Annotated in this window: 17 protein-coding genes and 1 pseudogene; 8 read left to right on the top strand and 10 right to left on the bottom strand. The window is 74.3% G+C overall.

Features of this window, described 5'->3' with window-relative positions; all coding sequences use genetic code 11:
- Positions 1-2: 2 nt before the first annotated feature.
- Entirely contained in the window at positions 3-2,246 is a 2,244-nt protein-coding gene (locus AB0F68_RS12760) for a hypothetical protein (RefSeq protein ID WP_357336041.1), read from the bottom strand.
- 268 nt (positions 2,247-2,514) lie between these two features.
- On the opposite strand from AB0F68_RS12760, the gene AB0F68_RS12755 reads away from it, so the two are divergent.
- Positions 2,515-3,144 (top strand): VOC family protein, encoded by a 630-nt coding sequence (locus AB0F68_RS12755; protein WP_357336033.1) that lies wholly within the window; start codon positions 2,515-2,517, stop codon positions 3,142-3,144.
- Between the two features lie 14 nt (positions 3,145-3,158).
- Here the strand turns inward: AB0F68_RS12755 and AB0F68_RS12750 are convergent, their stop codons facing one another.
- The 3 genes from AB0F68_RS12750 to AB0F68_RS12740 all read right to left on the bottom strand — a co-directional run bounded on the left by AB0F68_RS12750 (position 3,159) and on the right by AB0F68_RS12740 (position 7,151).
- Complete coding sequence (locus AB0F68_RS12750) at positions 3,159-4,733, bottom strand: FMN-binding glutamate synthase family protein (RefSeq protein WP_357336032.1); 1,575 nt, start codon at positions 4,731-4,733, stop codon at positions 3,159-3,161.
- A 68-nt stretch (positions 4,734-4,801) separates the two neighbouring features.
- Positions 4,802-5,251: a VOC family protein gene (locus AB0F68_RS12745; RefSeq protein WP_357336029.1), complete on the bottom strand. Its 450-nt coding sequence runs from the start codon at positions 5,249-5,251 to the stop codon at positions 4,802-4,804.
- A gap of 115 nt (positions 5,252-5,366) precedes the next feature.
- Positions 5,367-7,151, bottom strand: a complete 1,785-nt coding sequence (locus AB0F68_RS12740) for a discoidin domain-containing protein (protein ID WP_357336027.1) — start codon at positions 7,149-7,151, stop codon at positions 5,367-5,369.
- A 209-nt stretch (positions 7,152-7,360) separates the two neighbouring features.
- On the opposite strand from AB0F68_RS12740, the gene AB0F68_RS12735 reads away from it, so the two are divergent.
- Together AB0F68_RS12735 and AB0F68_RS12730 are read left to right on the top strand one after the other, a co-directional pair.
- Positions 7,361-10,435 (top strand): discoidin domain-containing protein, encoded by a 3,075-nt coding sequence (locus AB0F68_RS12735; protein WP_357336024.1) that lies wholly within the window; start codon positions 7,361-7,363, stop codon positions 10,433-10,435.
- 123 nt (positions 10,436-10,558) lie between these two features.
- Positions 10,559-10,774, top strand: coding sequence for a hypothetical protein (locus AB0F68_RS12730; protein ID WP_357336016.1), 216 nt, complete (start codon positions 10,559-10,561; stop codon positions 10,772-10,774).
- On the opposite strand, the gene AB0F68_RS12725 is transcribed toward AB0F68_RS12730, so the two are convergent.
- The gene (locus AB0F68_RS12725; RefSeq protein WP_357336013.1) at positions 10,722-11,732 is read right to left on the bottom strand and encodes a LacI family DNA-binding transcriptional regulator; all 1,011 of its coding nucleotides are present in this window, start codon (positions 11,730-11,732) and stop codon (positions 10,722-10,724) included. The two genes, AB0F68_RS12730 and AB0F68_RS12725, sit on opposite strands and share 53 nt — an antisense overlap.
- A 157-nt stretch (positions 11,733-11,889) precedes the next feature.
- Between AB0F68_RS12725 and AB0F68_RS12720 the strand changes: the two genes are divergently transcribed.
- Positions 11,890-12,474, top strand: a complete 585-nt coding sequence (locus AB0F68_RS12720; protein ID WP_357336010.1) for an ABATE domain-containing protein — start codon at positions 11,890-11,892, stop codon at positions 12,472-12,474.
- A gap of 52 nt (positions 12,475-12,526) precedes the next feature.
- On the opposite strand, the gene AB0F68_RS12715 is transcribed toward AB0F68_RS12720, so the two are convergent.
- The gene (locus AB0F68_RS12715; RefSeq protein ID WP_357336008.1) at positions 12,527-13,321 is read right to left on the bottom strand and encodes a class I SAM-dependent methyltransferase; all 795 of its coding nucleotides are present in this window, start codon (positions 13,319-13,321) and stop codon (positions 12,527-12,529) included.
- Positions 13,322-13,447: 126 nt separating this feature from the next.
- On the opposite strand from AB0F68_RS12715, the gene AB0F68_RS12710 reads away from it, so the two are divergent.
- Positions 13,448-13,999, top strand: coding sequence for a DUF5872 domain-containing protein (locus tag AB0F68_RS12710; protein WP_357336006.1), 552 nt, complete (start codon positions 13,448-13,450; stop codon positions 13,997-13,999).
- A gap of 49 nt (positions 14,000-14,048) precedes the next feature.
- Here AB0F68_RS12710 and AB0F68_RS12705 read toward each other — a convergent pair whose 3' ends face one another.
- Both AB0F68_RS12705 and AB0F68_RS12700 read right to left on the bottom strand, forming a co-directional pair.
- Entirely contained in the window at positions 14,049-16,190 is a 2,142-nt protein-coding gene (locus AB0F68_RS12705) for a discoidin domain-containing protein (RefSeq protein ID WP_357336004.1), read from the bottom strand.
- Positions 16,191-16,512: 322 nt separating this feature from the next.
- Positions 16,513-17,856, bottom strand: coding sequence for a glycoside hydrolase family 18 protein (locus AB0F68_RS12700; RefSeq protein ID WP_357336001.1), 1,344 nt, complete (start codon positions 17,854-17,856; stop codon positions 16,513-16,515).
- 266 nt (positions 17,857-18,122) lie between these two features.
- Between AB0F68_RS12700 and AB0F68_RS12695 the strand changes: the two genes are divergently transcribed.
- The 3 genes from AB0F68_RS12695 to AB0F68_RS12685 all read left to right on the top strand — a co-directional run bounded on the left by AB0F68_RS12695 (position 18,123) and on the right by AB0F68_RS12685 (position 22,636).
- On the top strand, positions 18,123-19,760 hold the full coding sequence (locus tag AB0F68_RS12695) for an ABC-F family ATP-binding cassette domain-containing protein (RefSeq protein ID WP_357335999.1): 1,638 nt from the start codon (positions 18,123-18,125) through the stop codon (positions 19,758-19,760).
- A 70-nt stretch (positions 19,761-19,830) separates the two neighbouring features.
- Entirely contained in the window at positions 19,831-20,979 is a 1,149-nt protein-coding gene (locus AB0F68_RS12690) for an acyl-CoA dehydrogenase family protein (protein ID WP_357335996.1), read from the top strand.
- Positions 20,980-21,094: 115 nt separating this feature from the next.
- Complete coding sequence (locus AB0F68_RS12685; RefSeq protein WP_357335991.1) at positions 21,095-22,636, top strand: long-chain fatty acid--CoA ligase; 1,542 nt, start codon at positions 21,095-21,097, stop codon at positions 22,634-22,636.
- 21 nt (positions 22,637-22,657) lie between these two features.
- Here the strand turns inward: AB0F68_RS12685 and AB0F68_RS12680 are convergent, their stop codons facing one another.
- Together AB0F68_RS12680 and AB0F68_RS12675 are read right to left on the bottom strand one after the other, a co-directional pair.
- On the bottom strand, positions 22,658-26,425 hold the full coding sequence (locus tag AB0F68_RS12680) for a CHAT domain-containing protein (RefSeq protein WP_357335989.1): 3,768 nt from the start codon (positions 26,423-26,425) through the stop codon (positions 22,658-22,660).
- 127 nt (positions 26,426-26,552) lie between these two features.
- A pseudogene (locus AB0F68_RS12675) lies at positions 26,553-26,759 on the bottom strand (IS630 family transposase); the annotation flags it as partial.

The raw sequence follows: 26,759 nt of genomic DNA, 5'->3' as shown, positions 1-26,759 counted from the left end.
GTTCAGGGTGCCCGGCGGATGGGCGGGGCGGGGCCGGCGCCCCGCAGCCGATCGGCCAGTTCGCGGACGGCGTCGCCGAACCCCGGGTCCGACTCGCCCGGCAGGTGCCCGGCGATCGGGGCCGGGACGGTGTCGCTGGGCGGCGCGACCACGTTCCCGGGGTCCCGCAGCCGCCGGTCCACCGACCCCGCCGGCCCGCCGGCCGTCGGCGGCTCTCCCGGCCGGTGCGGCGAGAAGATCCACCCGCCGATGGAGTCGGTGTCCCGCCACAGGTTGATCCAGCGCCAGCCGACCCGCTGACCGACCTCGTGCAGCACGTCGCCGTGGATGTAGGCGGGGAACCAGCGGGCGTACAGCCGGTTCAGCGGGGACCCGTACGTCAGCAGCGCCACCCGCGCGCAGACCGGCGGCGGCAGTTGCAGCACGGTCGCGGCGAGCAGGACCGAGCCGTGGCTGTGCCCGGCGAGCAGCACCGACTGCCCCTGCCCGGTCAGGTAGCTGATCCGGCGGCTGAGTTCGGGCACCGCCCGCTCGGCGTAACAGGGTGGCGCGAACGGGTGCGCCGCCCGCGGCCAGAAGGTGCCCAGGTCCCAGAGCACGCCGACGTAGCGGCGGAACTCGGCGGTCCGGTAGGCGAACAGGCCGCCCAGGATCAGCGCCAGGATCACCCCGGCGATCACGTAGCTGCCCAGGACGATGCCGAAGTGCACCAGGTCGGCCGGGATCGGCGTCCAGCCCTCGATCACGATCCCGGGGTTCCACCGCAGCAGTCCCAGGGTGCTGGTGGCCATTCCCAGCCCGGCGAGCCCGGCGTAGGTGAGGGCCAGCGGGGTCAGCCACTCGGTGAAGCGGGCCCGCGCGATCACCTTCCCGACCTGACGCAGCCGGTCGGCGGCCTCGGGGGGCGCGTCGGGGTGGTCGCGGGCCAGGATGTCCGCCGCCGCGCGCCGGCGGGCGGGCCGGGACGCCAGCGCCACGACCGCGCCGGCCACCGAGGCGACCGTCACCGCCAGGAAGAAGCCGAAGATCGCCCACTTGTACGCCAGCGGCGGGCTGCTGCCCGGCTGCGCCCCGGTGGGCGCGCCGCGGTCCAGCAGGTCCGCCACCCGGTAGACCAGTTCGGCGGAGAGCGCCACCGCCATTCCGACGGCGACGGCGTCGATCACCGGGGCGCCGAGGGCACGCAGGGGCGGCCCGCCCGGCAGCCGGGGACGCGCCCACAGCACCGCGGCCCCGAGGACGACCAGGAGGACGGTCTGCGTCGCGAAGAGGAGGGTGACGGCCTCCTCGTACCCCGGCAGGCCCGTCTCGGCGGCCCAGCGCCCCGGCTCGGCCGCCACGACGACCACCACCGCGACGGTCAGCAGGCAGGCCGAGTTCCGGAGGCGGCGCAGGTTCCGGTCGACGCGCGGGGCCGGCGTGGTGCGGTCGAGCAGCGGATGGGCGCAGACCAGCACCACGCAGGCGGTCAGCACCGCCGTGGTCAGCACGAGCAGCACGGCCGTCGCGGCGGACGCCCGGCCGCCGGCGGAGCGCGCGGCGAGCAGGACGGCGTCCAGCGTGGCGAAGGCCGCGGCGACGTGGATCGACCGCAGCCGGGAGACCAGCGGAGCGGCGTCCCACTGACCGACCGCCGTCAGTTCGTGCTCGCCGGACGCCGTGACCGGGCCGTCGAACGTCGGACGGGTCCAGCCCGGCCGGCTGCTCGACCGCCAGACCAGGCCCACCGCCGCGACCGGGACCAGGGCCAGCACCGCCAGCCGCAGGCCGGCCGGCCGTTCGCCGAGCCAGGACAGCCAGCTCCGGTCGTTCAGGCACCGCGGCGAGCCCATGCACTTCCACGCGACCAGGTCCAGCGTCACACCGGCGACCGCGATCACGTACACGGCGGTGAGGGTCAGCGCGAGCAGCCGGCAGAGCGCCTTGACGGTCGTGCCGGCCAGTCCGCGCGCCGGCGGGTGCATCCAGATCGCCATGTTGCAGAGCATGAATGGCAGCAGGAACACCAGGGAGAGCGTGCGGACCGCGGTGCCCGAGGGAAGATCCCGCCACCGGTACGCCTCCAGGAGCACCCCTCCCGCGCCCCTGGTGTCCGGATAGCCGGCCCGCGGCCGGTAGAAGCCGCCGCTGCGGTCACCGGCCACCTGCCGTACGTTCGGCCGGTCCAGCACCTGCTCGGCGTTGGCGCCGGAGAGGCCGTGCACCCGCAACTCGACGACCTCACCCGGCCGTTCGTCCGATCTCACCGGCGTGTCCGACATCGATCTCCCGCGGCAGTGACCGGTGAGGGGCGCCGATACGCCCCTACCCGGGCATGCGGTCTACCCGTTCCGCGCCGGATCAAGGCAGTCTTCCGGCCTTCGCACCCGCGGGCCGCGGCGCGCCGCCGGCGATCCCACCCCCGATCGGGGATGCGGGGAAACGAGGCAGCGCCCCGGTGCCGGGGCGGTAACGTGGCGGACGAGAGACCCGCCGGGAGGCGCGTGGCGCCCGCCGAGCCCCAGGGAGGCCGCGATGAGCGCGACAGATGTCCGGCGCGACGACGCGAGCGTGGCGGCGAGCGGGAAGGTCGACCTGAAGCTCGAGGTGGTCGTCATCCCGGTGGCGGACGTCGACCGCGCGAAGGAGTTCTACGGACGCCTCGGCTGGCGGCTCGACAAGACGCCGCCCGGGATCGTCCAGTTCACCCCGCAGGGCTCCGGGTGCTCCGTCCAGTTCGGTCCCACCCTGACCGCCGCCGCCCCCGGGTCGGCCAAGGCGTACCTGATCGTCGCCGACATCGAGGCGGCCCGGAACGCGGTGATCGCCGCCGGCGTCGAGGTGAGCGAGATCTTCCACCCCGGCCCGGGCGGCCCGGTCAGCGGCATGGACCCGGAGCGCCGCAGCTATCTCTCGCGCGCCGAGTTCAGCGATCCCGACGGCAACACCTGGCTGCTCCAGGAGATCACCACCCGGCTACCCGGGCGCGTCGAGTCCGCCGCGCCCTCGTTCGCCTCCGGCAACGATCTGGCCGCCGCGCTCCGCCGCGCCGCCGCCGCACACGGCGAGCACGAGAAGCGCATCGGCGAGACGGACGCGAACTGGCCCGACTGGTATGCGGCGTACCTGGTGAGCGAGCAGACCGGCGCGGAACTGACACGGTGAGCCACGGATAGCGCTCAGCCCACGGCGGTCGGGGAGGGCGGCGCGCTGCCGCCCTGCGGCGCCTCGGCGGTCATCAGGCGGATGATCTCGGACCGGTCGGCGGCGGACGGCAACCCCCATCCGGGGCGGTACCCGTACACCTGGTCCAGCGGGGTGGAGGCGGTACGGCCGTCGAGTACCTCGACCGCGCCGGTGTCGATCAGGCCGGGATGCTCGACGCCGCACGCCTCGGCGACCTTGACCAGGTCGCGCCGCAGCGTCCGGATGTAGTTGGCGGCCCGCACCGACTTGCGGGCCGGGTCGAGGCCCCTGGCCAGCCACGGGTTCTGGGTCGCGACGCCGGTGGGGCAGGTGTCGGTGTGGCACTTCTGCGCCTGGACGCAGCCGATCGCCAACATCGCCTCCCGGCCGACGTTCACCATGTCGGCGCCGAGCGCGAACGCCACCACGGCGTTGTCCGGCAGCCCGAGCTTGCCGGCGCCGACGAAGACCACCTGCTCGTGCAGGTTCCGTTCGGCGAAGACCCGGTAGACCCGGGAGAAGCCCTGCTGGAACGGCAGCGACACCGAGTCGGTGAAGATCAGCGGGGCGGCCCCCGTGCCGCCCTCGCCGCCGTCGACGGTCACGAAGTCCACGCCGCGGCCGGTGTCGCACATCAGGGTGGTGAGCTCCTCCCAGAAGCCCAGGTCGCCGACGGCGGACTTGATGCCGACCGGCAGGCCCGTCTCGGCGGCGAGCAGCTCCACCCAGTCCAGCAGGCTGTCGCAGTCGGAGAACTCGGCGTGCCGCGACGGGCTGACGCAGTCGCGTCCAGGAGGGATGCCGCGGGTGGCGGCGATCTCGGCGGAGACCTTCGCGGCCGGCAGCAGGCCACCGAGGCTCGGCTTCGCGCCCTGGCTGAGCTTGATCTCCAGCGCCTTCACCGGTGCGCCCGCCACCAGGTCCTTGAGCCGGTCGAGGCTGAACCGGCCGCGCTCGTCCCGGCAGCCGAAGTACGCGGTGCCGATCTGGAACACCAGGTCACCGCCGTTGCGGTGGTACGGCGACAGCCCGCCCTCGCCGGTGTTCTGCAGGCAGCCGGCCAGGGCCGCGCCCCGGTTGAGCGCCTCGACGGCGTGGCCGGAGAGCGAGCCGAAGCTCATGCCGGAGATGTTCACCACCGACTGCGGGCGGAACGAGCGCGCCCGCCGCCGGGCGGCGCCGAGCACCTTCGCGCAGGGAAGGGTGACGTCGTGCCCGGCGCCGGGGGAGGACGGCGGCACGGCCCGCCCGAAGGTGCGGTGCTTGATGATCGGGTAGCCGGGGGTGTACTCGATGTCGTTGTCGGTGCCGAACCCGAAGTAGTTGTTCTCCTGCTTCGCCGAGGCGTACACCCAGCGCCGCTGGTCGCGGGTGAACGGCCGCTCCTCGTTGTTGCCGGCCACGATGTACTGCCGCAGCTCGGGCCCGATCGACTCGAGCAGGTACCGGGCGCGGCCGAGGACGGGGAAGTTGCGCAACAGCGCGTGGTCGCGCTGGATCAGGTCGCGCGCGGCGAGGGCCGCGATAGCGGCGACGGCGGCGGGTACGGCTCTACGGGCCCAGCTCATGCCGCCACTCTTTCCGGGATCGCCGCCGGCCAAACGACCCGGCACTGCCGGGACCGCCGGCCGGGGGCTCAGGCCGGCATGGGCCGGCCCATCTCCGCCAGGATCCCGGTGCCCTGGCCCAGCTCGATCAGGTATCCGTCGGGATCCCGCAGGTAGCAGCGGATCTCCACCCCGTGGTCCTTCGGTTCCGTCAGGAACTCACCGCCCCGGGAGCGCCACAGCTGGTAGACGGCCCACACGTCGGTGACCCGGATGTTGAGCGCCCCGCTGAGCGTGTCCGGGTCGGTCGGCGCCCGCGCCGTGACGGTCGGCTTGTCGTCGGTCGGGCCGCCCTCGTCGTTGAGCACGAGGTAGCTGTTGTGCAGGCGGAGCACGGCCGGCCGCCGGTCCCGCACCACGGTGGCACCCAGGACGGCGCGGTAGAACTCCCGCGAGCGGTCCACGTCCCGCACGATCAGCAGGTGGGTGACGACCAGCCCGTGCTCGGGCTGGAAGTAGTCCGGTGCCTCATCCGTCACGACGCCCCCTCCCTCGGCCCGCCGGTTACCCGGGTGCGCGCGGGCCACACCCGGCCGCCCGGGGGCCGGCCGGCCGCTGACCGGCCGGCCCCTGGAACGGCACTGGCTGCGGGTGTCACCAGCCCACGGCGACCAGCAGCCACTCCGGGTCGGCCGCCGAGACGAACGAGGACTGGTCGGCGACGTCGTCGTACGGGAAGCCGTAGGACCGGCCGCCGATGGCGCGGTCGTGCCAGAACTTCGCGTACCAGTTGGCCGGCGCCTGCTGGTAGAACAGGCTCGGGTCCGACCACTGGGCCGACGGCAGGTGCGCGACGTGGCGGTTGAGCGCGGCGCAGCCGGCCGGGTTGCCGGCGAGCGGCCCGGCGCAGCCGAAGATGTCCGAGGTGCTGGCCGGCAGCCCCACCGAGGACGCGTAGCCGCTGAGGTAGTTGGCGTACTGACCGCCGGGGCGGAACTGCGGCGTGTTGCCCGGCGACGGGATCCGGTAGGGCGCCTCGATGGTCGACAGGTGCTTGAACTCGGCCGGCATGGCGTCCCCGAACCGCTGGAAGGTCACCGACCGGTCCTCGGCGAACGTCGCCTCGGTCTCGCCGACGGCCACGTCCCGCCCGTCGTGGGCGCGCAACCGCATCGCCAGCTTCAGGCCGAACGCGTCGACCCGGGTGGTGTTGCCGTTGAACTGGTCCGCCCCGACGGTGAACTCGATGAAGTCGCTGTACTGGCTGGTCGGCGATCCCAGGTGGAAGTACATCCGGCCCGCGGTGTTCACCGGCATGTCGAAGTAGGGCTGCTCCGCGATCGAGTGGCTCTGCCCGTTGTAGCTCCAGTAGACCTGGCTGTCGGGGTAGCGGCCGTTGGTCCGGTTGAGGACCTTCACCATGAGCACGTTCCGGGCCGGCGGGATCGAGGCCGTGTCACCCCAGAAGCCGCCCGTGGGCGGCGGGGTGGTCGGGGGCGGGGTGGAGCCGGACGTGGTGCGGACGGCGAACTCCCACAGCGAGTAGCCGTACGCGGTGGCCCGCGCCGTGCCGTACACCCGCACGTAGCGCCCGGTGCCGGTGACGTCGAGCGTCTGGGTGCCGCCGCTGCCGGTGGTGGTGGCGTAGACGGTGGTCCACGGACCGTCCGGGCCGGCGGAGACCTGGACCTGGAAGGCCCGGGCGTAGGCCGCCTCCCACTGGAGGACGACCTGGCAGAGGGTCTGTGTTGCGCCGAGGTCCACCCGGAGCCACTGGGGATCGGCGAAGGCGCTGGACCAGCGGGTGCCGGAGTTGCCGTCGACGGCGGCGGACGCCGTCGTGGTGGCGCTCTCGGCCGAGGAGGCGACCGCCGGACGGTTGAGCGCGGCATTGCCGGCGCAGCCGGCGGACGAGGTGGTGCCGTGGACCTGGAACTCCCAGAGGGAGTAGCCGTAGGCGGTGGCCCGGCTCGTGCCGTACATGCGTATGTAGCGGCCGGTGCCGGCGACGGCGAGGGTCTGGGTGCCGCCGGTCCCGGTGGTGGTGCTGTACACGGTGGTCCATGGGCCGGCCGGGTCGGTGGCGACCTGGATCTGGAAGGCCCGGGCGTAGGCGGCCTCCCAGGCCAGCTGCACCTGGTCGATCGTCGCGGTGGCGCCGAGGTCGACCTGGAGCCACTGGGGATCGGCGAAGGCGCTGGACCAGCGGGTGTTCGGGTCGCCGTCGGTGGCGGCGGACGCCGGCGTGTTGGCGTTCTCGGTGGACGACGCGGTCGTGGGCCGACCCTGGGAGATCAGGGCGGACGCGGCGCTCGCGGCGAACGGCGCGGCCGCGACGGCGCCGCCGGCGACCAGCGCCAGGACGGCGGCGACGGCGGTGAGGAGGCGGCGGCCGGTGGGGCCCGGCCGGCGCCGGTGGTGGGGTGGGGCGGCGTGCATGGCATCTCCTACGGGGTGTGGTCCGGCGGAGAGCGCTCTCTGTGCCGAGAGTCGTCTCCGTCCGCGCTTCTGTCAAGACACCGGTCCCGAGGGTCGGGAAGATCGATTCCGGACTTTCCGCATTTCATTGACTGATAGAAGCAACTCGATGGAATCTGTTCGCGAGCGCTCTCACCCTCTCGGCCATCAGCCCGTTCACGGGAGCCGCCATGCGCACCCCACCACCCCCGTCCCGCCGGCCGCGCCGGCTGGCCACCACGATCGCGGCGCTGCTCGTCCTGCTCGCCGCCTACCTGACCGTCCCCGCGCGACCGGCGACCGCCGTCGGGCCGCTGCTCTCGCAGGGCCGGCCGACCACGGCGTCCTCGGTGGAGCAGGGTGGCACGCCGGCCTCCGCCGCCACCGACGGAGATCCCGGTACGCGCTGGTCCAGCGCCTTCGCCGACCCGCAGTGGCTCCAGGTCGACCTCGGCGCCACCGCGACGATCGACCAGGTGCAGCTGGCCTGGGAGGCCGCCTACGCCCGGGCCTTCCAGATCCAGGTCGCCACCGACCCGGCCGGCCCATGGACCACCGTGTACAGCACCACCACCGGGACCGGCGGCACCCAGACCCTCGCCGTCGCCGGCACCGGCCGCTACATACGCATGTACGGCACGAGCCGGGCCACCGGCTACGGCTACTCCCTCTGGGAGTTCCAGGTCTACGGCACCACCGGCCCCGGGCAGCCCGGCGGCCGGCCGATCTCCGAGTTCAGGAAGGTCGCCGCGTCGTCCTGGGAGGGCGGCAACGCGCCCGCCGCCGCGCTCGACGGCCGGACGACCACCCGCTGGTCCAGCCAGTTCAGCGACCCGCAGTGGCTGAGCGTCGACTTCGGCGGCGTCGCCACGATCAGCCGGGTCGTCCTCAACTGGGAGACCGCCTACGCCACCGGCTACCGGCTGGAGACCTCCGCCGACGGGACCACCTGGACCACGATCTACTCCACCACCACCGGCCGCGGCGGCGTCGAGCAGCTCGCGGTGACCGGCAGTGGCCGCTACCTGCGCTTCCACGGCACCGCCCGGGCCACCGGCTACGGGTACTCGCTGTGGGAGTTCCAGGTGTACGGCACGGTCGACGAGGCGGCCACCACGGCGCCGATGCTGTCCGGTCCCAGCCGGCCGCCCGGCACGCTCAACCAGTTCGCGCTCACCGCCCCGGCCGACGGCGCCATGGTCACCACCACCCGCCGGCCCGTACTCACCTGGGCCGCCGTCGCCGGCGCCACCCGCTACCAGGTCTGGATCAACATCAGCCGCACCGACTACGACTTCACCGCCCCGGGCAACCTCCTCGACCTCTACACCAAGGTCGCCGAACCGACCGGCACCTCCTACACACCGACCTGGGACCTGCCCGACCGCTGGACCTACAAGTGGTACGTCACCGCGACCGGCGCCACCACGACCACCTCCAACATCAGGCGCTTCAGCGTCTACCTGCCCACCCTGGAGACCGTCGCCGACGGCGTCGGCATCGTCGCCGGCAGCCGGGACCTCAACCGGAACGGCGCCGTCGAGCCCTACGAGAACTGGCGGCTCCCGGTCGACACCCGGGTCGACGACCTGCTCGGCCGGATGACGGCCGAGGAGAAGGCGTACCAGATGTTCTACAACGCCCAGGCCTACCCCCGTTCGGGCTGGCACTTCGGCCCGGCGCAGGCGCAGGACCTGCACGACCAGCTTCTCGCGTCGTCCGGCACCCGGCTGGGCATCCCGTTCGTCTCGGCGGGCGACACCATCCACGGCTACCAGACCACCTATCCCATGCAGAGCGCCCTGGCCGCCGCCCGCGACTACGCGCTCGACTACAAGCTCGGTGACATGCAGCGGCGGGAGCAGTTGGAGGTCGGCACCCGGGGCGTCCTGGGGCCGTTGGCCGAGGTCGGCACGAAGGTGATCTACCCGCGCATCCAGGAGGGCAACGGGGAGAACGCGCAGGTCGCCGCGGCCCAGGTGCGGGCGCTGGTGGCCGGTCTCCAGGGTGGTCCGGAGCTGAATCCCGCCTCCGTGCTCGCGACCGTCAAGCACTGGCCCGGTGAGGGCGCCGGCGGCGAGGCGCTGATCGTCTACGACGGCGTGACGATCAAATACCACATGATCCCGTTCCGCGCCGCCATGGAGGCGGGCGCCGTCAACATCATGCCGGGGTACGCCGGCAGCTCGTACCTCGATCCCGGCGGCCCGGGCGCGGGTGACAGCGCGCCCATCCTCGCGTACCTGCGGCAGAACCTCGGCTACCAGGGCCTGATCACCACCGACTGGCTGCCGTCCGGCTCCTGGGTCGGTGCGGCGAAGGCCGGGTCGGACGTCATGGGCGGCGCAGACCCCGGGGCGGCCGGCTTCTCGATGGCCACGTTCCTCGCCAACGTGCCGGCCGCCCGGATCGACGACGCGGTCCGGCGGGTGCTGCGGCTCAAGTTCCAGTTGGGGATCTTCGAGAGTCCGTACGGCGACCCGGTCAACGGCCCGTACCGGTTCCACCAGCCGGCGTACGCCGCGCTGGCCAACCAGGCGTCCCGCGAGGCGATGACGCTGCTGAAGAACGACGGCGCGGTGCTGCCGATCCGGTTGACCGCCGGGGACAACATCGTGGTGGCCGGCCCCCGCGCGGCCGACACCACCGCCTGCTGCGTCTGGACGAGCTTCTTCCACGCCGAGTACGGCTCGCAGACCATGCTCGACGCGATCCGCACCCGGGCCGCCCGGGCCGGTGTGAACGTCTACTCCGGCGACGGGCCGAACCCGAAACTGGCGATCGTGGCGGTGGGGGAGACCTCCTACACCCACGCGACCAACTGGCCGAAGGAACAGCCGTACCTGCCGCCCGACCAGCTCAAGGTGATCCAGGACTTCCGCGCCCGGGGCATCCCCGTGGTGGTCGCCCTGGTCCTGCCCCGGCCGTACGTGATCACCGAGTGGCACGACCTGGCGAGCGCCATCGTCGTCACCTACCGGGGCGGCGAGGAGATGGGTCCGGCGCTGGCCGGGCTGCTCTTCGGCGACTACACGCCGAGCGGCAGGCTGCCGTGGCAGCTCCCGCGCAGCCTGGCGGACGTGTTGCGGCCCGGCGGCACCGACGTGCCGGCCGACGCCGTCGAGGCCTGGGACCTGCCGTACGACCTGGGGGCCGGCGCTGGCGAGCGGGCCGAGATCCGGGCCAGCATCGACGCCGGGCAGCCACCGGCCACGACGTACGGCAACCCGCTCTACCCGTACGGGGCCGGCCGGACGGGGTTCTGACCGTCGCGGGCCGGTGCCGGGGCCGCCGGTGCGATTCGAGCCGGCGGCCCGCGTCGGGGTTCGCGGTCGTTCGCGGGCCGATGGCATGAATGCACCGTGGCGTCGTCGCAGAACGTAGACCTGATGGGCAACGTCCGCGCGCTGGTCGAGGACGCTCTGCCGGCTCGCCTGCCGGGAGCCCGCGTCGCGGCGGAGCGCGACGAGATCATCGTCGCCGTGCCCGGCGGTCGGGCCCGGGTGTCCCTGGTCCCGTTGCTGGGCAGCTGCCTGGACCAGCGGCGGGTGATCAACCGGCCGGGCGAGTGCTCTCGCGGGGCAGCACCGCGTGCGGCACGGTGATCCGGGCGGGTGCGGCGTCCGGGCGGTCCAGCCGGGCGGTGACCAGCGCGACCGCCTCCCGGGCGAGGAACGCGGGGTCGGCGGAGACGGAGGTCAGCATCGGCCGGGAGTAGCGCCCTTCCTCGCTGTCACCGATCCCCATCACCGCGACGTCCGCGGGCACGCGCAGCCCGGCGTCGGCGGCGGCCCGCAGGGCCCCGATGGCGAGCCGGTCGGAGTAGCAGAGGATGGCGTCCGGGCGCTGCTCGTGGGCGAAGAGCCATCGGGCGGCCCGGTAGCCGTCCTCGTATCGATGCTGGGCCGTGGTCCGCAGGTAGCCGGCCGGTAGGTCGAGTCCGGCCCGGCGCAATGCCCGCCGGTAGCCGGCGGTGCGGGGCGCCGGCGGTCCGTCGGCCTCAGCCGGCCGGGCGCCGACGGCGGCGATCCGCCGTCGGCCCGTGCGCAGCAGGTGGTCGGTGGCGTCCGCCGCGGCACCGGCGCCGTCGAGGGCGACCTGGTCGCAGCGCGGGTCCCGGCTCTCGCCGAGCAGGACGAGGGGAGTGCCGGCGCCGAGCCGGGCGTCGACGAGTCCCGGGGGCACGACGTCCGCGCCGAGCAGGACGGCGTCGACGCCCGGTGGGGCGCCGGCTCGCGTCGGTGGCGCGGGACGCTCGGTGTCGGGTCCGAGGTGGTCGACGACGACCCGGAAGCCCTGGCCCGCCGCCGCGCGGACGACCTCCCGTGCCAGCCCGCACAGGCCGGGCGTCTCGACGTCGGCAACGATCAGCGCGAGCAGGCCGGTGCGGCCGGTGCGCAGGGTGCGGGCCGCGAGGTTGGGCCGGTAGCCGAGCTCCTGGACGGCCGCTCGCACGCGGCGGCGCAGGTCGTCGCTGACGTGCGGGTGGTCGTTGACGACGTTCGAGACGGTCTTCACCGACACCCGCGCGTGCCGTGCCACGTCCTTGAGCGTGGTGGCCACGATCCGTCCTCTCGCCTCCCGGGAAGCCGGCGACGGAACCACGCGGGTTCCTCCCGACACCGGCCAACGGCTTTCGCTGGTGTACACACCGGACGATCCCAGAGACAGCTACACCGGTCAAGGCGTTACGCTGGTGTGGTCCGGAGGGAGGGCGACGGTGAGCGACGAGGCGCCGGTGCCGTCCGCCGCGCGGCTGGTGCGCGACTTCGTCAACACCTTCGAGCCGCAGGTCGACGAGGAGTCGCTGACCACCCCGGACGAGCTGCGGGACTGGCTCGCCGAGCGAGGGCTGGTGCCCGCCGGTGCCCGGCTGGGCGCGGCGGACCTCGCCACGGCCCGCACGGTCCGCGAGGGCCTGCGCGCGGTGCTGCTCGGCCACGCCGGTCACCCCGCCGACGCCGGCGCGCTGCGCCGCCTCGACGAGGCGCTGGCCGCGGCGCCCGTGCGGCTGACGCTCGCGGACCGCGGACCGCGCCTCGTTCCCGTCCGGCCCGGCCCTCTGGGCGTGGCGTTGGCCGCCCTGGTCGAGGCGATCCGGCAGTGCGCGGAGGACCAGGTCTGGACCCGGCTCAAGGTGTGCGACCGGGACACCTGCCGATGGGCCTACTACGACGCCTCCCGCAACCGGGCGCGGCGGTGGTGCTCCATGGCCGGGTGCGGCAACTACGTCAAGATGCGCCGGGCCTACGCCGTCCGCCGCGGCCGCCGGTCCCGGACGCCGGATCCCGGCCGGGACCGCTGACCGGACAGCCTCTCGAACGGCTCGGCCAGGTCCCCGCGCACGGCGGGCGCTATCACGACGGTGCGGTGCCGCGGACCGCCCAGGCCCGCGCGGTGAGCCGGACGGATCCGTCCGCCTCGACCGGCAGCCGAGTGCGGAGCAGGTCGCGCAGCGCCGCGCGGCGCGGCTCGGTCAGCGACGCCACGTACGCCGGTGCCGCGCCCTGGCCACCGAGGAACGGCGTCCAGTACGCCTCGACGTCGGCGAACACGGTGGGCACGACCACCGGCTCGACGGCCACCGCGGCGAAGCCGGCATCCGTCCACAGGGCGCGCAGCGCCTCGGGGCGGCACAGCGGGAACCGGCGCCCCTCGGACCACTCCGCGGTCGCCGGATCGAGCGCCTCGGCCGCCGCCCAGAAGTGGCGCATCATGGCCATGCCCTCGGCGTAGTCCCAGACGTAGGCGGCCGCGACGCCGCCGGGCCGGAGGACGCGGGCGAACTCGGCCACGGCCCGCGCCGGGTCGGGCACGAAGTTGAGCGCCAACCCGCTGACCACGACGTCCACACTCCCGTCGGTCACCGGCAGCGCGCGGGCGTCACCGATCTCGAAGGCGGCTCGCGGGTCGTCGACCCGGTCGCGGGCGTGGGCCAGGAATCCCGCCGCCGGGTCGACGCCGGTGACGTGCGCCGGATCCGCCTCGGCCAGCACGGTCGCGGTCAGCGCGCCGGTGCCGCAGCCCACGTCGAGCCAGCGCAGGCCCGGCGGGAGCGCCAGCCGCCGCAGGAAGTCGTGCGCGACGAGACGGCTCCACCGGCCCACGTACGCCTCGTACGCCTCACCGTCGGCCCAGACCGGTTTCGCCATGCCGGCACGATACGGCAGAGGTGGGCCGGATCCACCGGCTCGGGCGACGGTCCGTCCGGAGTCGCACTCGGCGGGACACCTCGACTCGGACGCATGGCGCTCCTCGGCCCGGGTAACCGGTGCGCCATGGCCAGGTACACCGAGCCCGAGCTCAGAGCGCAGCTCAAGGAGGAGATCCAGGCGTCCGACAAGGGCGGCCGGCCGGGGCAGTGGTCGGCGCGCAAGTCGCAGCTGCTCACCAACGAGTACAAGAAGCGCGGTGGCGGCTTCGAGGGCCCCCGGGATCAGCGGCAGCGGTCCCTGCAGCGGTGGGGCGCCGAGGAATGGCAGACCCGGTCCGGCTCCACCCGGGCGCGCCGGAACGGCGAGACCGCTCGTTACCTGCCGAAACGGGCCTGGCAGAAGCTTTCGGACGAGCAGCGGCGGGACACCGACACGAAGAAGCGGCAGGCGTCCCGGTCCGGGCGGCAGTTCGTGGCCAACACGGGACCGGCCAAGCGCGCCCGCCGGGAGGCCACCTCGGCCGGACAGCTGTCGGACCTGCCGGTCGCCGAGGCGGTCAAGCTCGTCCGCGGCCTCGACACGCGCCAGCTCCGGGCCGCGTTGCGGCGTGAGCGCGGCGGCAAGGACCGCAGGACGCTCGTCCAGCGGTTGGAGTCGGAGCTGGCTCGGCGCTGACCGCGGGTGGCGTGCCGGACGGGACACCGCCCGCCCGGCACACCGCCGGTCACTGGTAGACGCGGACGTGGTCGACCAGCATCCGGGCCGGGAACGGTGTCGACGCGTCGGGCGGACCGGGCCAGTCGCCGCCGACGGCCAGATTGAGGATCAGGTAGAACGGGTGGTCGTACACCCACGGGCCGCGGGTGGCCTCGACCGTGGCCTTGCTGGCGTAGAAGACCTCGGTGCTGTCGACGAAGAAGCGCATGCCCCGGCTGTCCCACTCCACCGCGTAGACGTGGAAGTCGGCGGACAGGTCCACGCCCCACACCCGCTCCTGGCCGTAGCCGGCCGCGCCGTTGTAGGCCGGCGCGTGCAGCGTGGTGTAGCTGCGGGTGGTGTCCCGGCCGAGGATCTCCATGATGTCGATCTCACCGTTGTACGGCCACGGCCGCCCGGTCAGGAAGTCGGCGCCCATCATCCAGAACGCCGGCCAGAACCCGTTGCCCTTGGGCACCTTGACCCGGGCCTCGATCCGGCCGTACTGGACGTGGAACCGGTTCGCGGTGTTCATCCGGTGCGACGTGTACGCGCGTCCGCCGGCGGACTCCCGGCGGGCCTCCATGACGAGCTGCCCGGTGCCGTTCATGGCGGCGTTGGCGTTGTCGGTGTAGTACTGCAACTCGTTGTTCTGCCCCGTGCCCGGGTCGACGGTCCACTTCCCGGGGTCGGGACGGCTGCCCGCCGGGCCGTTGAACTCGTCGGCGAAGACGAGGCGGGTGGCCGGGAAGGTCGGGTCCGGCGGTGCGGGCGGGGGAGCGGTCGGCGCGCCGCCCGTCCCGTACACCTGGAACTCCCACAGCGAGTAGCCGTAGCCGCTGCTGCGCGCCGTGCCGTACATCCGCACGTAGCGGCCTGTGCCGGTGACGTCCAGGGTCTCCTTGAACCCGGCGCTCGTGGTGGTGCTGTAGATGGTGGTCCAGGTGGTGGCGTCGTTCGAGGTCTGGATCTGGTAGGCGGTGGCGTGCGCCGGGTCCCACTGGAGGACCACCCGGTGGATGGTCGCGGTGGCGCCGAGGTCGACGTAGATCCACCCGGGGTCCACCCAGCCGGTGGTGGCGCTGGTGGCCCAGCGGGACGCCGGGTCCAGGTCGAACGCCCGGGCCGGGAGGCACTGCCAGCAGGCGCCGTCGTCCTGGTAGGAGGACGCCACGCCCGGCTTGCCGTACGACAGCAGCACGTCCCCGCCCGGCGGTGGGCTGGACGGCGGCGGGCCGCCGGAGGTGCGCACCGCGAACTCCCACAGCGAGTAGCCCCAGGCGGTGGCCCGCGCGGTGCCGAGGATCCGGACGTACCGGCCGGAGCCGGAGACCGTGAGCTGCAGGCTGCCGCCGGTCGCGGTGGTGGTGCCGTAGATCGTGGTCCAGGCGGCGCCGTCGTCGGAGACCTGGACCTGGTACGCCGTCGCGTACGCCGCCTCCCAGCTGAGGTCGACGCGGCAGATCGTGCGGGAGGCGCCGAGGTCGACCCGGATCCACTGCGGGTCGGCGGCGGCGCTGGACCAGCGGGTGCCCGCGTTGCCGTCGACGGCGGCGGAGGCGGGGAAGCCGGCGTTCTCGGTGGACGAGGCGGTGGCCGGGCGGTTGAGGGCGGCGTTGCCGGTGGTGTCGCAGCCGGTGGCGGCGGTCGTGCCGTACACCCGGAACTCCCACAGCGACACGCCGTACGGGGTGCCCCGGGCGGTGGTGTACACCCGCACGTAGCGCCCGGAGCCGGCGACGGTGAGCGTGTCGACGCCGCCGTCGCCGCTGGTGGTGCCGTAGACGGTCGACCAGGTCGCGCCGTCGGCGGAGACCTGCACCTGGTAGGCCGTGGCGTACGCGGCCTCCCAGTGGAGCACGACCTGGCTGACGGTGGCGGTGGCGCCCAGGTCGACCCGGATCCACTGGGGGTCGGCCGCGGCGCTGGACCAGCGGGTGCCGGTGTCGCCGTCGACGGCGGCGGACGCGGGGAAGGCTGCGCTCTGGACCGACGACGCGGTGGCCGGCCGGCCCTGGGAGAGCAGCGGATCGGCGGCGCTGGCGGTGCCGGTCACGGCGGCGACGAAGGTCGCGACCAGGGCCGTCACCAGGGCGAGGACGGCGGCGGGCCGGAGCCGCCGGGTGGGCGGGGGAGGTGGGAGATCGGCCGGGACGGGACGGGCGTTCATGACGTCTCCAGGAGGGAGCGGCGGCCGTGACACGGGCCGGGCGTGGGCCAGGTGTGCCCGGCCGCCGGGTGGTGGTGGGCGGCCGGGCCGGACGGCGGACACCGGTCGGCGACGACCGGCATGAGAAAGCGCTCTCTGGCAGACAGGGTCGGCCCGGCCATCGGGTGGTGTCAATAGAATCCGCCGGTTCCGGAACCGATCGACGGTTCGTCAGCCGTCGCGCCGCAGCCGGCCCGTCTCCCCCGTGCCGAGCCGCCGGGGGCGAGCACGACGGACCGCCGCCGGCCGAGGGACGGCCGGCGGCGGAGCCGGGGACGTGCGGCTACCGGGTCGCGAGACCCACGCTGATCGTCCTGGTCAGGGTGGCGTTGTCGTCGTCGCCGTCCAGCGACCAGACCATCGCCCCGGCCAGGCCGGCCCGCCGGATGTAGAGCGTCTTCTGGAACACGACCGCCGGATCGTCGTATGTCCAGAAGGTCGTGCCGTCGAACAGCCAGGCGTGCCCCGCGCGCAGGTCGCGGTGGACGGCGTAGCCCTTGCCCGGCAGGGTCTTGAGCTGCTTGTAGTCCTCGTAGCCGGCCTCGAAGGTGGCCGGTGCGGGCCCGGTCGCGGGCTGGAACAGCCCGTTCCCGCCGCCGGTCACGCCGGTCCAGCCGCGACCGTAGTAGGGGATGCCCAGGACCAGCTTGCCGCGCGGCGCGCCGCGGGCGAGCCAGCCGTCGATCGCCACCTCGGCGGAGAAGTCGGGGTTGTCCGGCGCGCCCGCCGGCACGCGCAGCGCCGACTGCTGGTTGGTCACCGGGTCCCAGGAACCGTGGAAGTCGTACCCCTGCACCGTGGCGAAGTCCAGGTACCGGAAGATCTTCCGGCCCTCGTACCCGGCGTCCATGGTGGCCGGGTTGGCCGGCAGGAACGCGGTCAGGACGTAGTGCTTCCGGGCCTGCCGGCCGTACGCGTCGAGCTGCCGGCGGAATTCGGCCAGCAGCTTCGTGAAGTTCTCCCGGTCCTCGGCGCGGACCACGTTGCCCGGCTCGCCCGGCCAGTTCGGCCACTCCCAGTCCAGGTCGATGCCGTCGAAGACGCCGGCGGCCGCGCCCGGGCCGCCGCTGCCGCCGTCCAGCACCGGGAGGTTGCCCTTGAGGTAGAGGTCGATGCAGGAGGCGACGAACGCCCGGCGGGACGCGTCGGTGCGGGCGGCGTTGGAGAAGTACGTCGACCAGCTCCAGCCACCCAGCGAGATCATCACCTTGAGGTCGGGGTGCCGGGTCTTCAGCTTGGCCAGCTGGCCGAAGTTGCCGTTGAGCGGCTCGCCCCAGGTGTCGGCGATGCCGTCGACGCTCTCCTCCGCCGGGACGGGGCGCTGGTAGTCGGCCCAGGCGTCCCCCTCGCCCGGCCCGCCGTCCACGTAGCAGCGTCCGTCCTCGCTGACGTTGCCGAAGGCGTAGTTGACGTGGGTGAGGCGGCTCGCCGCCCCGGAGGTGTCGAGCTTCCTGACCGGGAAGGCCCGGCCGTAGATGCCCCACTGGGTGAAGTAGCCGACCCGGTGGTATCCGGCCCGGCCGGGCGAGCCGTCCGCCGCGCTCGCGGCGCTCGGCGGGGCGGCGGTGATCAGCACGGCCGACAGGGCGGCCAGGGCGGTGAGGCGGCGGTGGCGGAACGGTCGCATCGGCACTCCCACGAGGGACGGAGCGAGATTAGTTAAGAGACCTTTCTGATCGATGAAGCTAAGCCGGTGGTGAATCGCGGTCAAGTTCCCGCGCCGGAGTTGCTAGGCTTGCGGGAGCGCGCCGAGAGACCGCGCTGCGACTCGAAGGAGACAGACATGACGGGCGACGACGACATCTCCGGGTGATCCCGGCCCACCTCGTCGCATCCCTGTCTCGTCATCCGGGCGGCCGTGCCCTGCCCGGCGCAACCCTGAAGGTCTCTTCGATGTCCGACGCCTGTGTCGTATGCAGCAACCTCTCCTTTTCCTGGCCGGACGACACCCCGGTCTTCCAGGACCTGTCCTTCACCGTGCCGCCCGGCCGCACCGGCCTGGTCGCGCCGAACGGCGCCGGCAAGACCACCCTGCTCCGGCTGATGGCCGGCGATCTCACCCCCACCGGCGGCGCCGTGACGGTGGACGGCGTGCTCGGCTACCTCCCGCAGAACCTGCCGCTGGCCGGCGAGCTGACCGTGGCCCAGGTGCTGGGTGTCGACCCGGTGCTCCGGGCGCTGCACGCGATCGAGGCCGGTGACGCCCGCGAGGAGCACTTCACCACCGTCGGCGACGACTGGGACGTGGAGGAGCGCAGCCGGGCCGAACTCGACCGGCTCGGTCTGGGCGACGTCCCGCTCGACCGGCGGCTGGACACCCTCAGCGGCGGGCAGGTGGTCTCCCTCGGCCTCGCCGCGCAACTGCTCCGCCGCCCCGACGTGCTGCTGCTCGACGAGCCGACGAACAACCTCGACCTCGACGCGCGACACCGCCTGTACGCGGTGCTCGAGGAGTGGTCCGGCTGCCTGCTGCTGGTCAGCCACGACCGGGCCCTGCTGGACCGGATGGACCGCATCGCCGAACTCGACCGCGGGGAGGTGCGCCTGTTCGGCGGCAACTTCACCGCGTACGAGGAGGCCGCCCGGGCGGCCCGGGAGGCGGCCGAGCGCACCGTGCGCGGCGCCGAGCAGGAGGTGAAGCGGGAGAAGCGCGAGATGCAGCAGGCCCGCGAGCGGGCCGAGCGGCGGGCCGGCAACGCCGCCCGCAACCTCGACAGCGCCGGCCTGGCCCGGATCGTCGCCGGTGGGCTCAAGCGCAGCGCCCAGGAGTCGGCCGGCCGGTCCCGGCAGATGCACGCCAACCGGCTCACCGAGGCCCGGTCCCGGCTCGACGAGGCGAGCCGGGCGCTGCGCGAGGACCAGACGCTGACCCTGGACCTGCCGGACACCACCGTCCCGGCCGGCCGGACGGTCGTGGCGGGGGAGCGGATGCAGGTCCACCACGACGGCCGGGCAGTCTTCGCCGGGGCGGGGGTGGACGTGACCATCCGGGGGCCCGAGCGGATCGCGCTGACCGGCCCGAACGGCGCCGGCAAGTCCACCCTGCTCCGGCTGCTCCGCGGCGACCTCGATCCGGAGGGCGGCGACGTGCGCTGGGGCGAGGGCCGGGTCGCGTACCTTTCGCAGCGGCTGGACCTGCTCGACCCGGACCGCACGGTGGCGGAGAACTTCGCCGCGTACGCCCCGGACCGGCCGCCGGCCGAGCGGATGAACCTGCTGGCCCGGTTCCTCTTCCGCGGCGCGCGCGCCCACCTGCCGGTCGGCGTGCTCTCCGGCGGCGAACGGCTCCGGGCCACCCTGGCCTGTGTCCTGTACGCGCAGCCGGCGCCCCACCTCCTGCTGCTGGACGAGCCGACGAACAACCTCGACCTGGTCAGCGCGGGCCAGTTGGAGAACGCGCTGGGCGCCTACCGGGGCGCGTTCGTGGTGGTGAGCCACGACGAGCGGTTCCTCGCCGAGATCGGCGTGCAGCGGTGGCTCCGCCTGGACGACGGCCGGCTCCGGGAGGTGCCCGCGCCCGAGCCCGCGTGAGCCCTTCGTCCCGCCGTCGGCGGAAGCGGGGTCTGGACGGACTTAAACTTGCATCGCTAGTTTAAGCCGCATGGACCTTCAGCTCTCCGCCGAGCAGGTGGCGGCTCGTCGGCTCGCCGCCGAGTTCGTCGACCGGGAGGTGGTGCCGCACGCGGCGGCCTGGGACCGGCGGGAGGAGGTCGACCCGGATATCGTCGGGAAGCTCGGCCGGCTCGGCTTCCTCGGGCTCACCGTCCCCGGGGAGGACGGCGGGTCCGGCGGCGACCACCTCACCTACTGCCTGGTGCTCGAGGAACTCGGCCGCGGCGACTCCGCCGTGCGGGGCATCGTCTCGGTGTCGCTCGGGCTGGTCGCCAAGTCCATCGCCGCGCACGGGTCGGCGCCGCAGCGGGCGGAGTGGCTGCCCCGGCTCTGCTCCGGCGCTGCGCTGGGCTGCTTCGCCCTCACCGAACCGGACAGTGGCTCGGACGCGGCCGCGCTGCGCACCCGGGCGGTCCGCGACGGCGGCGACTGGCTGATCACCGGCACGAAGACCTTCATCACCAACGGCACCACCGCCGACGTGGCGCTGGTCTTTGCCCGCACCGGCGGCCCGGGGCACCGGGGCATCACCGCGTTCCTGGTGCCCACCGGGGCCGCCGGGCTCACCCGGCGGGAGATCCACGGCAAGCTCGGCCTGCGCGGGCAGGCCACCGGGGAACTCCGGTTCGACGCCGTCCGGGTGCCCGACTCGGCGCGTCTCGGCCCGGAGGGCGGCGGTTTCCGGCTGGCCCTGGCCACCCTCGCCAAGGGCCGGATGTCGGTGGCCGCCGGCTGCGTCGGCATCGCGCAGGGCTGCCTCGACGCGGCGGTCGGCTACGCCGGGCAGCGCACCCAGTTCGGCAAGCCCATCGCCGGGCACCAGCTGGTGCAGCAGCTGATCGCCGGCATCGCCGTGGACACCGCCGCCGCCCGGCTGCTGGTGTGGCGGGTGGCCGACCTCGTCGACCGCGGCGAGCCGTTCGCCACCGAGGCCTCGATGGCCAAGCTCTTCGCCAGCGAGGCCGCCGTCCGCGCGGCCAACAACGCCGTCCAGGTCTTCGGCGGGTACGGCTACATCGACGAGTTCCCGGCCGGCAAGTACCTGCGGGACGCCCGCGTCACGACCCTCTACGAGGGCACCAGCCAGATCCAGCAGCTGCTCATCGGGCGCGCGCTCACCGGCGTCAACGCCTTCTGATCCGACCACCACACCGACCCGGGAGGGCAACCGGCATGAGGAGCTTGGCCTGCATCGAGGAGACGACCGCGGCGACCGGCGACACCGCCGGCCGTCCCTTCCGGAGCGTGGTCCGATGACCGCGCTGTCGCTGGCCATGGTGCTGGCCGAGGCCGCCCGGCGGCACCCGGACACGGTGGCCGTGGTCGACGGCGACACCCGGGTGAGCTACGCCGAGCTGTGGCGGCAGGCGCGCGGCTACGCCGCCGGGCTGCGGGAACTGGGCGTCGACCCGGGCGACGCGGTGGCCCTGCTGGCCCCGAACGTGGTCGACTTCCCCCGGGTCTACTACGGCGCCCTCGCCGCCGGCGCGGTGCTGGTGCCGGTGCACCTGCTGCTGACCGTGGACGAGGCGGTGCACGTGCTCCGCGACAGCGGCGCGAAGCTGCTGGTCTGCCACAGCTCGCAGCTCGCCCTGGGCGCCGCGGCCGCCGCGGCGGCGGGCGTACCGCTGGTCACCGTCGGTCCGGCCGGCGCCGGCGGGTCCCGGCTGGAGGAGGTGAGCGAGCGGCTGCCGTCGCTGCCGTCGTACGTCACCCGGCAGGCGGAGGACACCGCGGTGGTGCTCTACACCAGCGGCACCACCGGCGTGCCCAAGGGCGCCCTGCTCACCCACCTCAACCTGGTCATGAACGCCAGCGTCAACGTCTTCGACGCCAACGACGCGCGCCACACGGACGTGGTTCTCGGCTGCCTGCCGCTGTTCCACAGCTTCGGTCAGACCGTGGCGATGAACGGCACCTTCCGGCTCGGCGCGACGCTGGTGCTGCTGAGCCGGTTCACCGGGCCGGCCGCCATCGACCTCATGCTGCGCGAGGGGGTCGACGTGTTCCACGGCGTGCCCACCATGTACGTGGCGCTGCTCGACGCCGCCCGCGAGCGGACCACCCTGCCCCGGCTGCGGCTGTGCATCTCCGGCGGGGCGTCGCTGCCGGTCGCCGTGCTGGAACGGTTCAACGCCGCCTTCCAGACGACGATCTTCGAGGGCTACGGGCTCTCCGAAACCTCGCCCACGGCGACGACCAACCAGCCGCACTTCGGCACCCGCGCCGGCACCGTCGGGCACCCGGTGTGGGGCGTCGAGGTGGAGATCGCCCGCGCCGACCTGGACGATCGGATCGAGCTGCTGCCGACCGGCGAACTCGGCGAGATCGTCATCCGCGGGCACAACGTCTTCGCCGGCTACCTCGGGCGGCCCGAGGCGACCGCGGAGGCGGTGGTCGACGGCTGGTTCCGCAGCGGCGACCTGGGGCACAAGGACGCCGAGGGGTTCGTCACCATCGTGGATCGCAAGAAGGACCTCATCATCCGGGGCGGCTTCAACGTCTACCCGCGCGAGGTCGAGGAGGTCCTGGCCCGGCACCCAGCGGTCGGTCAGGTGGCGGTGATCGGGGTGCCCGACCCGCGGCACGGCGAGGAGGTCTGCGCTGTGGTGGTGCCCGACCCGGCGGGTCCCGGCCTGCCGGGTGAGCAGGAGCTGATTGACTGGTCCCGCGAGCACCTGGGCCGGCACAAGTACCCGCGCCAGGTCCGGTACGTCGACGCGCTGCCGATCGGGCCGAGCCACAAGGTGCTCAAGCGGGAGCTGCGCCGCGCGGTGGCGCCGCCCGCGGACTGACCACGGAGGCGGTCGAGGCGGTCACAGCGGCCGGTTCAGTCCGACGTGGAGGTGGCCGGCCCAGCGGGTCGGCGTCGCCGGGAACTCGTCGCGGACCGCGCGTACCGTCTCGGTGAGCACCCGGGCCGCCGCGGTGGTGTCCGGGGGGCGGGTGCCGCCGTCGGTCAGGCCGGCGTAGAACGCCGCGGCGACCCGCGCGCTGTCCGGGGTACGCCACGTCGTGCCGATCACGCCCCGGAAGCCCGCGAGCTGGAACGCCGCGGCCAGGTGCAGCGGTTCGTCGGTGAACGTGGGATGCGTCTGCGCGGAGCCGCACGCGGACAGGAAGGCCAGTTCGGCCCGCTCCAGGTGGTAGGAGCCCACCAGGTGCGGGCTGAGCGTGCCGCCGGCGCCCAGGCGCAGCCCGCCGGTCAGCATCGCCGGCCCGCCGGCGTCCGCCTCGCCGTGACAGGCGAAGTGGGCGATCGGGTGGTCCCGCAGCGCGTCCTCGACCGCGTCGGGCGCCACCTCGGTGCCGGCGAGCATCGTGGAGCCGGGGATCAGCCGGGCGACCTGCTCGACCTCGGCGCGTACCTGGGACAGCGCCGGCAGGTCCCGCGCGGTCGGCACGCCGACGACGGCGGCCGTGGCTGCCGTCGGCCGTCGCGGCCGGTCCGCCCCCGCGTGGGCCAGGGCGGTGAGGGTCGGCGTCCAGGACGACACCGCACGGTCGAGGACGGTACGCCGGCGGCCGGGCTCGCGGTGGTGACCGGCGGCGTGCAGCGGGAGCCGGGCCAGCGGGCCGACCGGGCACCACCAGATCCGCGGCGGCGGCTCGTCCCCGGGGGCCAGCAGGTCGAGCACCGGCCCGGCGACGGCGTCCCACAGCCAGCCCAGGATGCCGTGCAGGTCCTCCTGGGCGGCGGCGCGCCGGTCGAACGGCACCGCCGGGTCGGTCGTCTCGGCCACCGCGGCGTACCAGCGGACCACGTGCCGCCGGACCACGGTCGCGCGCAGGTCGGGCAGGCGCACCGGCCGCACGGGCCGGTACGGGTCGGCCGGGACGACCAGGGCGTCGCCCCGGTCGCCGTGCATCGTGACGACGACCACCGGCATCCCGGCCAGCCGCCGGCGCAGCAGCGGCATCGACGGCGGCCGGAGGAAATCGGCGAACCCGGGCAGCCGGCGGATCCGTTCGACCACCCGGTCCCGCTCGGCGGCGAGCTGCCGGGTCCGGGCCAGCCAGACCGGCCGGGGATCCCAGTCCCTGCTGGAGCTGGCCAGCACCTCGCCGGACGCCTTCCGGCGTTCCACCTGGATGCTGAACTTCCGGACCTGTGTGTAGGCGTCCGCCTGCGCCAGCTCCCGGTCGATCCGGTCGAGTTCCGCGGCGAGCCGGGCGTCGATCGCGCGCAGCTCCACCCGGCCGCCACGGATCCCCAGGGCCTCGTGGAACAGCAGGCCCCGGCCGCGTTCCAGGAGTTCGACGGCGCGCTCGGCGTCGTCCGCTGCGAGCGCGGCGGCGGCGGCCTCGGTCGCCACCCCGCCCAGCGTGGCGACCGCGTGGAGCCGGCGCCGCCCGGACGACGACCGGTCGACGGAGGCGGGCAGCTCCCGCACCGCCCGCTCCAGCGCGGCCAGCCGGGCCGCCGGGTCGCCGGCCTCGCGGGCCAGCTCGGCCTGCCGGCGTTCCGCGTCGATCCGGGTCGCCGGGTCCACCCCGGACGACGCGGCGACGGCGGCGTACATGGAGATGGCCTCGGTCCTCGCCCGGTCGGCGCCCGGGCCGCCGGACCGGGCCAGCTCGGCCGCGGCCCGGGCGAACAACGTGGCCCGCAGCGGCCACCAGTGGTGCCCGGCCGGGGTCTGCGCCACCGCCTGCCGGGCCAGCCGCACGGCGTCGGCCAGCACGTCGAGGTCACCGCTGAGGAGGTAGCGCCGGTAGCGGGTGTCGGCGATCGTGCTGCCGATCCGGGGCTGGTCCGGGTGGTCCGGCGCCAGCAGGGCGAGGGCCTCGCGGAACGTGTGTTCGGCCGCCAGCAGGCCGGCCTCGTCGGCCTGGCGCACCGCAAGGAGGGCCTGGCTGCTCGCCTCGTTGTAGCGGAAGCCGACCCGGCGGGAGTCGCCGGCGGGCAGCGCCTCGGCGGCGCGACGGCTGGTCTCCACGGCCTCGGCGAGCAGCACGTCGTCGGGCGCCAGCACCGCCCGGCGGACCAGCGCGTCGGCGAGCCCCATCAGCCGCAGCGGGTACGCCTCGTGCCGCGCCGGCGTGTGCTCCAGGGCCTCCCGCTGGTGTCGCACCGCCTCATCCAGCAGCTCCGGATCCTCGGCCAGCCACCCGGCGGCGGTCAGGGCGCCGGCGAGGACATCGAGCTGCCGGGGACGGGTGTCCGGCTGCTCGTCGGCCAGCTCCAGCGCCGCACGCGCGGCGGAGACGGCCACCTCGACCAGCCCTTCGGCCTGCCCGTGCATCCCCGCCGTGGCGGCTGCGCCGGCCAGCAGATTGAGCGCCGGCCGCCGCAGCGGATGCTCCGGCCCGGCGGCGTCCAGGGCGAGCTGGGCCCAGGTCGCCGCCCGCACCGCGCCGTCCAGCTCGCCGCCGTGTTCCCAACGGTGCCGCTCCGCCCCGCCGAGCAGGAGCAGGGCCCGGGGCCGCTCCGGATGGCCGCCGGGCACCGCGGCGACCAGCAGGACGGCCGACCGGTGCTGCTCGGCCAACGCCGGGGCCGCGGCGTCCACCACGATCCGGTCGGCAAGCTCCTCGGCCCGCCGCAGCAGCCGGTCGAGCACCGCCGGCTGGTCGGCCGCGGTGACGATCGCGCTGGCCAGCTCGGGACCGATCTCGTCGGCGAGCAGGTTGGCCACGGTGTTGAGCCGCTCGAGGGCCGGCGCGGCCGCCGGCCGGTCCAGCCGCGTGGCCAGCACCACGTCGCGCCAGGCGGCGGTCGCCTCGAGCAGGAGCTCCACCGACCCCTGCCCCGGCACCTCGTGCAGCCGGCACAGCGCCGCGCCGAGCCGCGCCACCACCCCCGGGTCGGTGGGGTGGCGCCCCCAGGCGAGCTGCGCCGCTCGGCGGTAGTCACCGACGGCGAGTTCGAGCGCCCGCGGGCCGGCGCCCCGGTCGAAGTAGCGTTCGAACAGGCGGGCCCGGCGGAGCAGCCGGTGCAGCCGGTGCGGGTCCCGGGTCGAGGTGGCCCCCACGGCCTGGGACAGGGCGTCCAGCGCCTCGTCGTAGGTCCGGCCGTCCCCGGTCTCCTCGGCCAGTGTCGTCAACACCTCGGCGAGGTCGGTGAGGAGCGCGGCACGGAGCATGTCGGCCGCCTCGTCGCGCTCACGGGACAGGTACGGCAGCCACTCCTGATAGAGCGTGACGAGCATCCGCAGGGCCTTCCCGGAACCGGCCCGGTGCCGCTGCCGGAGTCCCGCGACCCGATCGGTCTGCTGCTGGCTGAGCAGGACCTCGGACAGGCGTGGCTCTCCGGACCGGCCGGTCTCCCGGTATTCGTCCCGGATCAGCTCCGGCACCCCGTCCGGGTCGCTGCGGCACCCCTGCCGGAACAACGCGACGGCCGCCCGGCGCTCCCGCAGGCCGTCCAGCCCGGGCAGGTCGAGGTAGCGGTACCAGTGGAGCCGGGCCAGCGCCTGCGCGGCGCTCCGGCCGACGCCCCGGTCACCGGCCGCGGCGGCGAGGAGGTCCGCGTCGTAGGGCAGCTCCGGTCCGGTGAGGACAGACGCGTCACCGGTGCGTTCGTATTCGGCGGTCACCGCCATGACCCGCCGTACGGCGGCGTGGATGGTCCGTCTCGACATCGCCACTCGATTCCGGTACGCCGGTGTCGGTCTCCGATCTCCGGTGCCAATCCTGCCGGGCCCGGCCGGTGCGCGGAAGCCGGCCCCGCGACCCACCCTTGGGGACGGTGGCGGCCCGCCGCGGTCGCTAGTGTTCTGCGCCGGAAATTCGCCTACAAAATCGGGCGAGTGAGTCGAGGATCTCGTCGGCGGTCTTGGTCCAGACGAACGGGCGTGGGTTGCTGTTCCAGTCGGCGATCCACGCCCGGATGTCGGCCTCGAGACTTTGGACGCTCTTGTGGGCGCCGCGGCGGATCTTCTGTTGGGTGAGGTAGCCGAACCAGCGTTCGACCTG

This window comes from Micromonospora sp. NPDC023966 (genome assembly GCF_040639095.1).
Classification (GTDB): Bacteria; Actinomycetota; Actinomycetes; order Mycobacteriales; family Micromonosporaceae; genus Micromonospora.
This window is presented reverse-complemented; position numbering and strand designations above follow the sequence as displayed.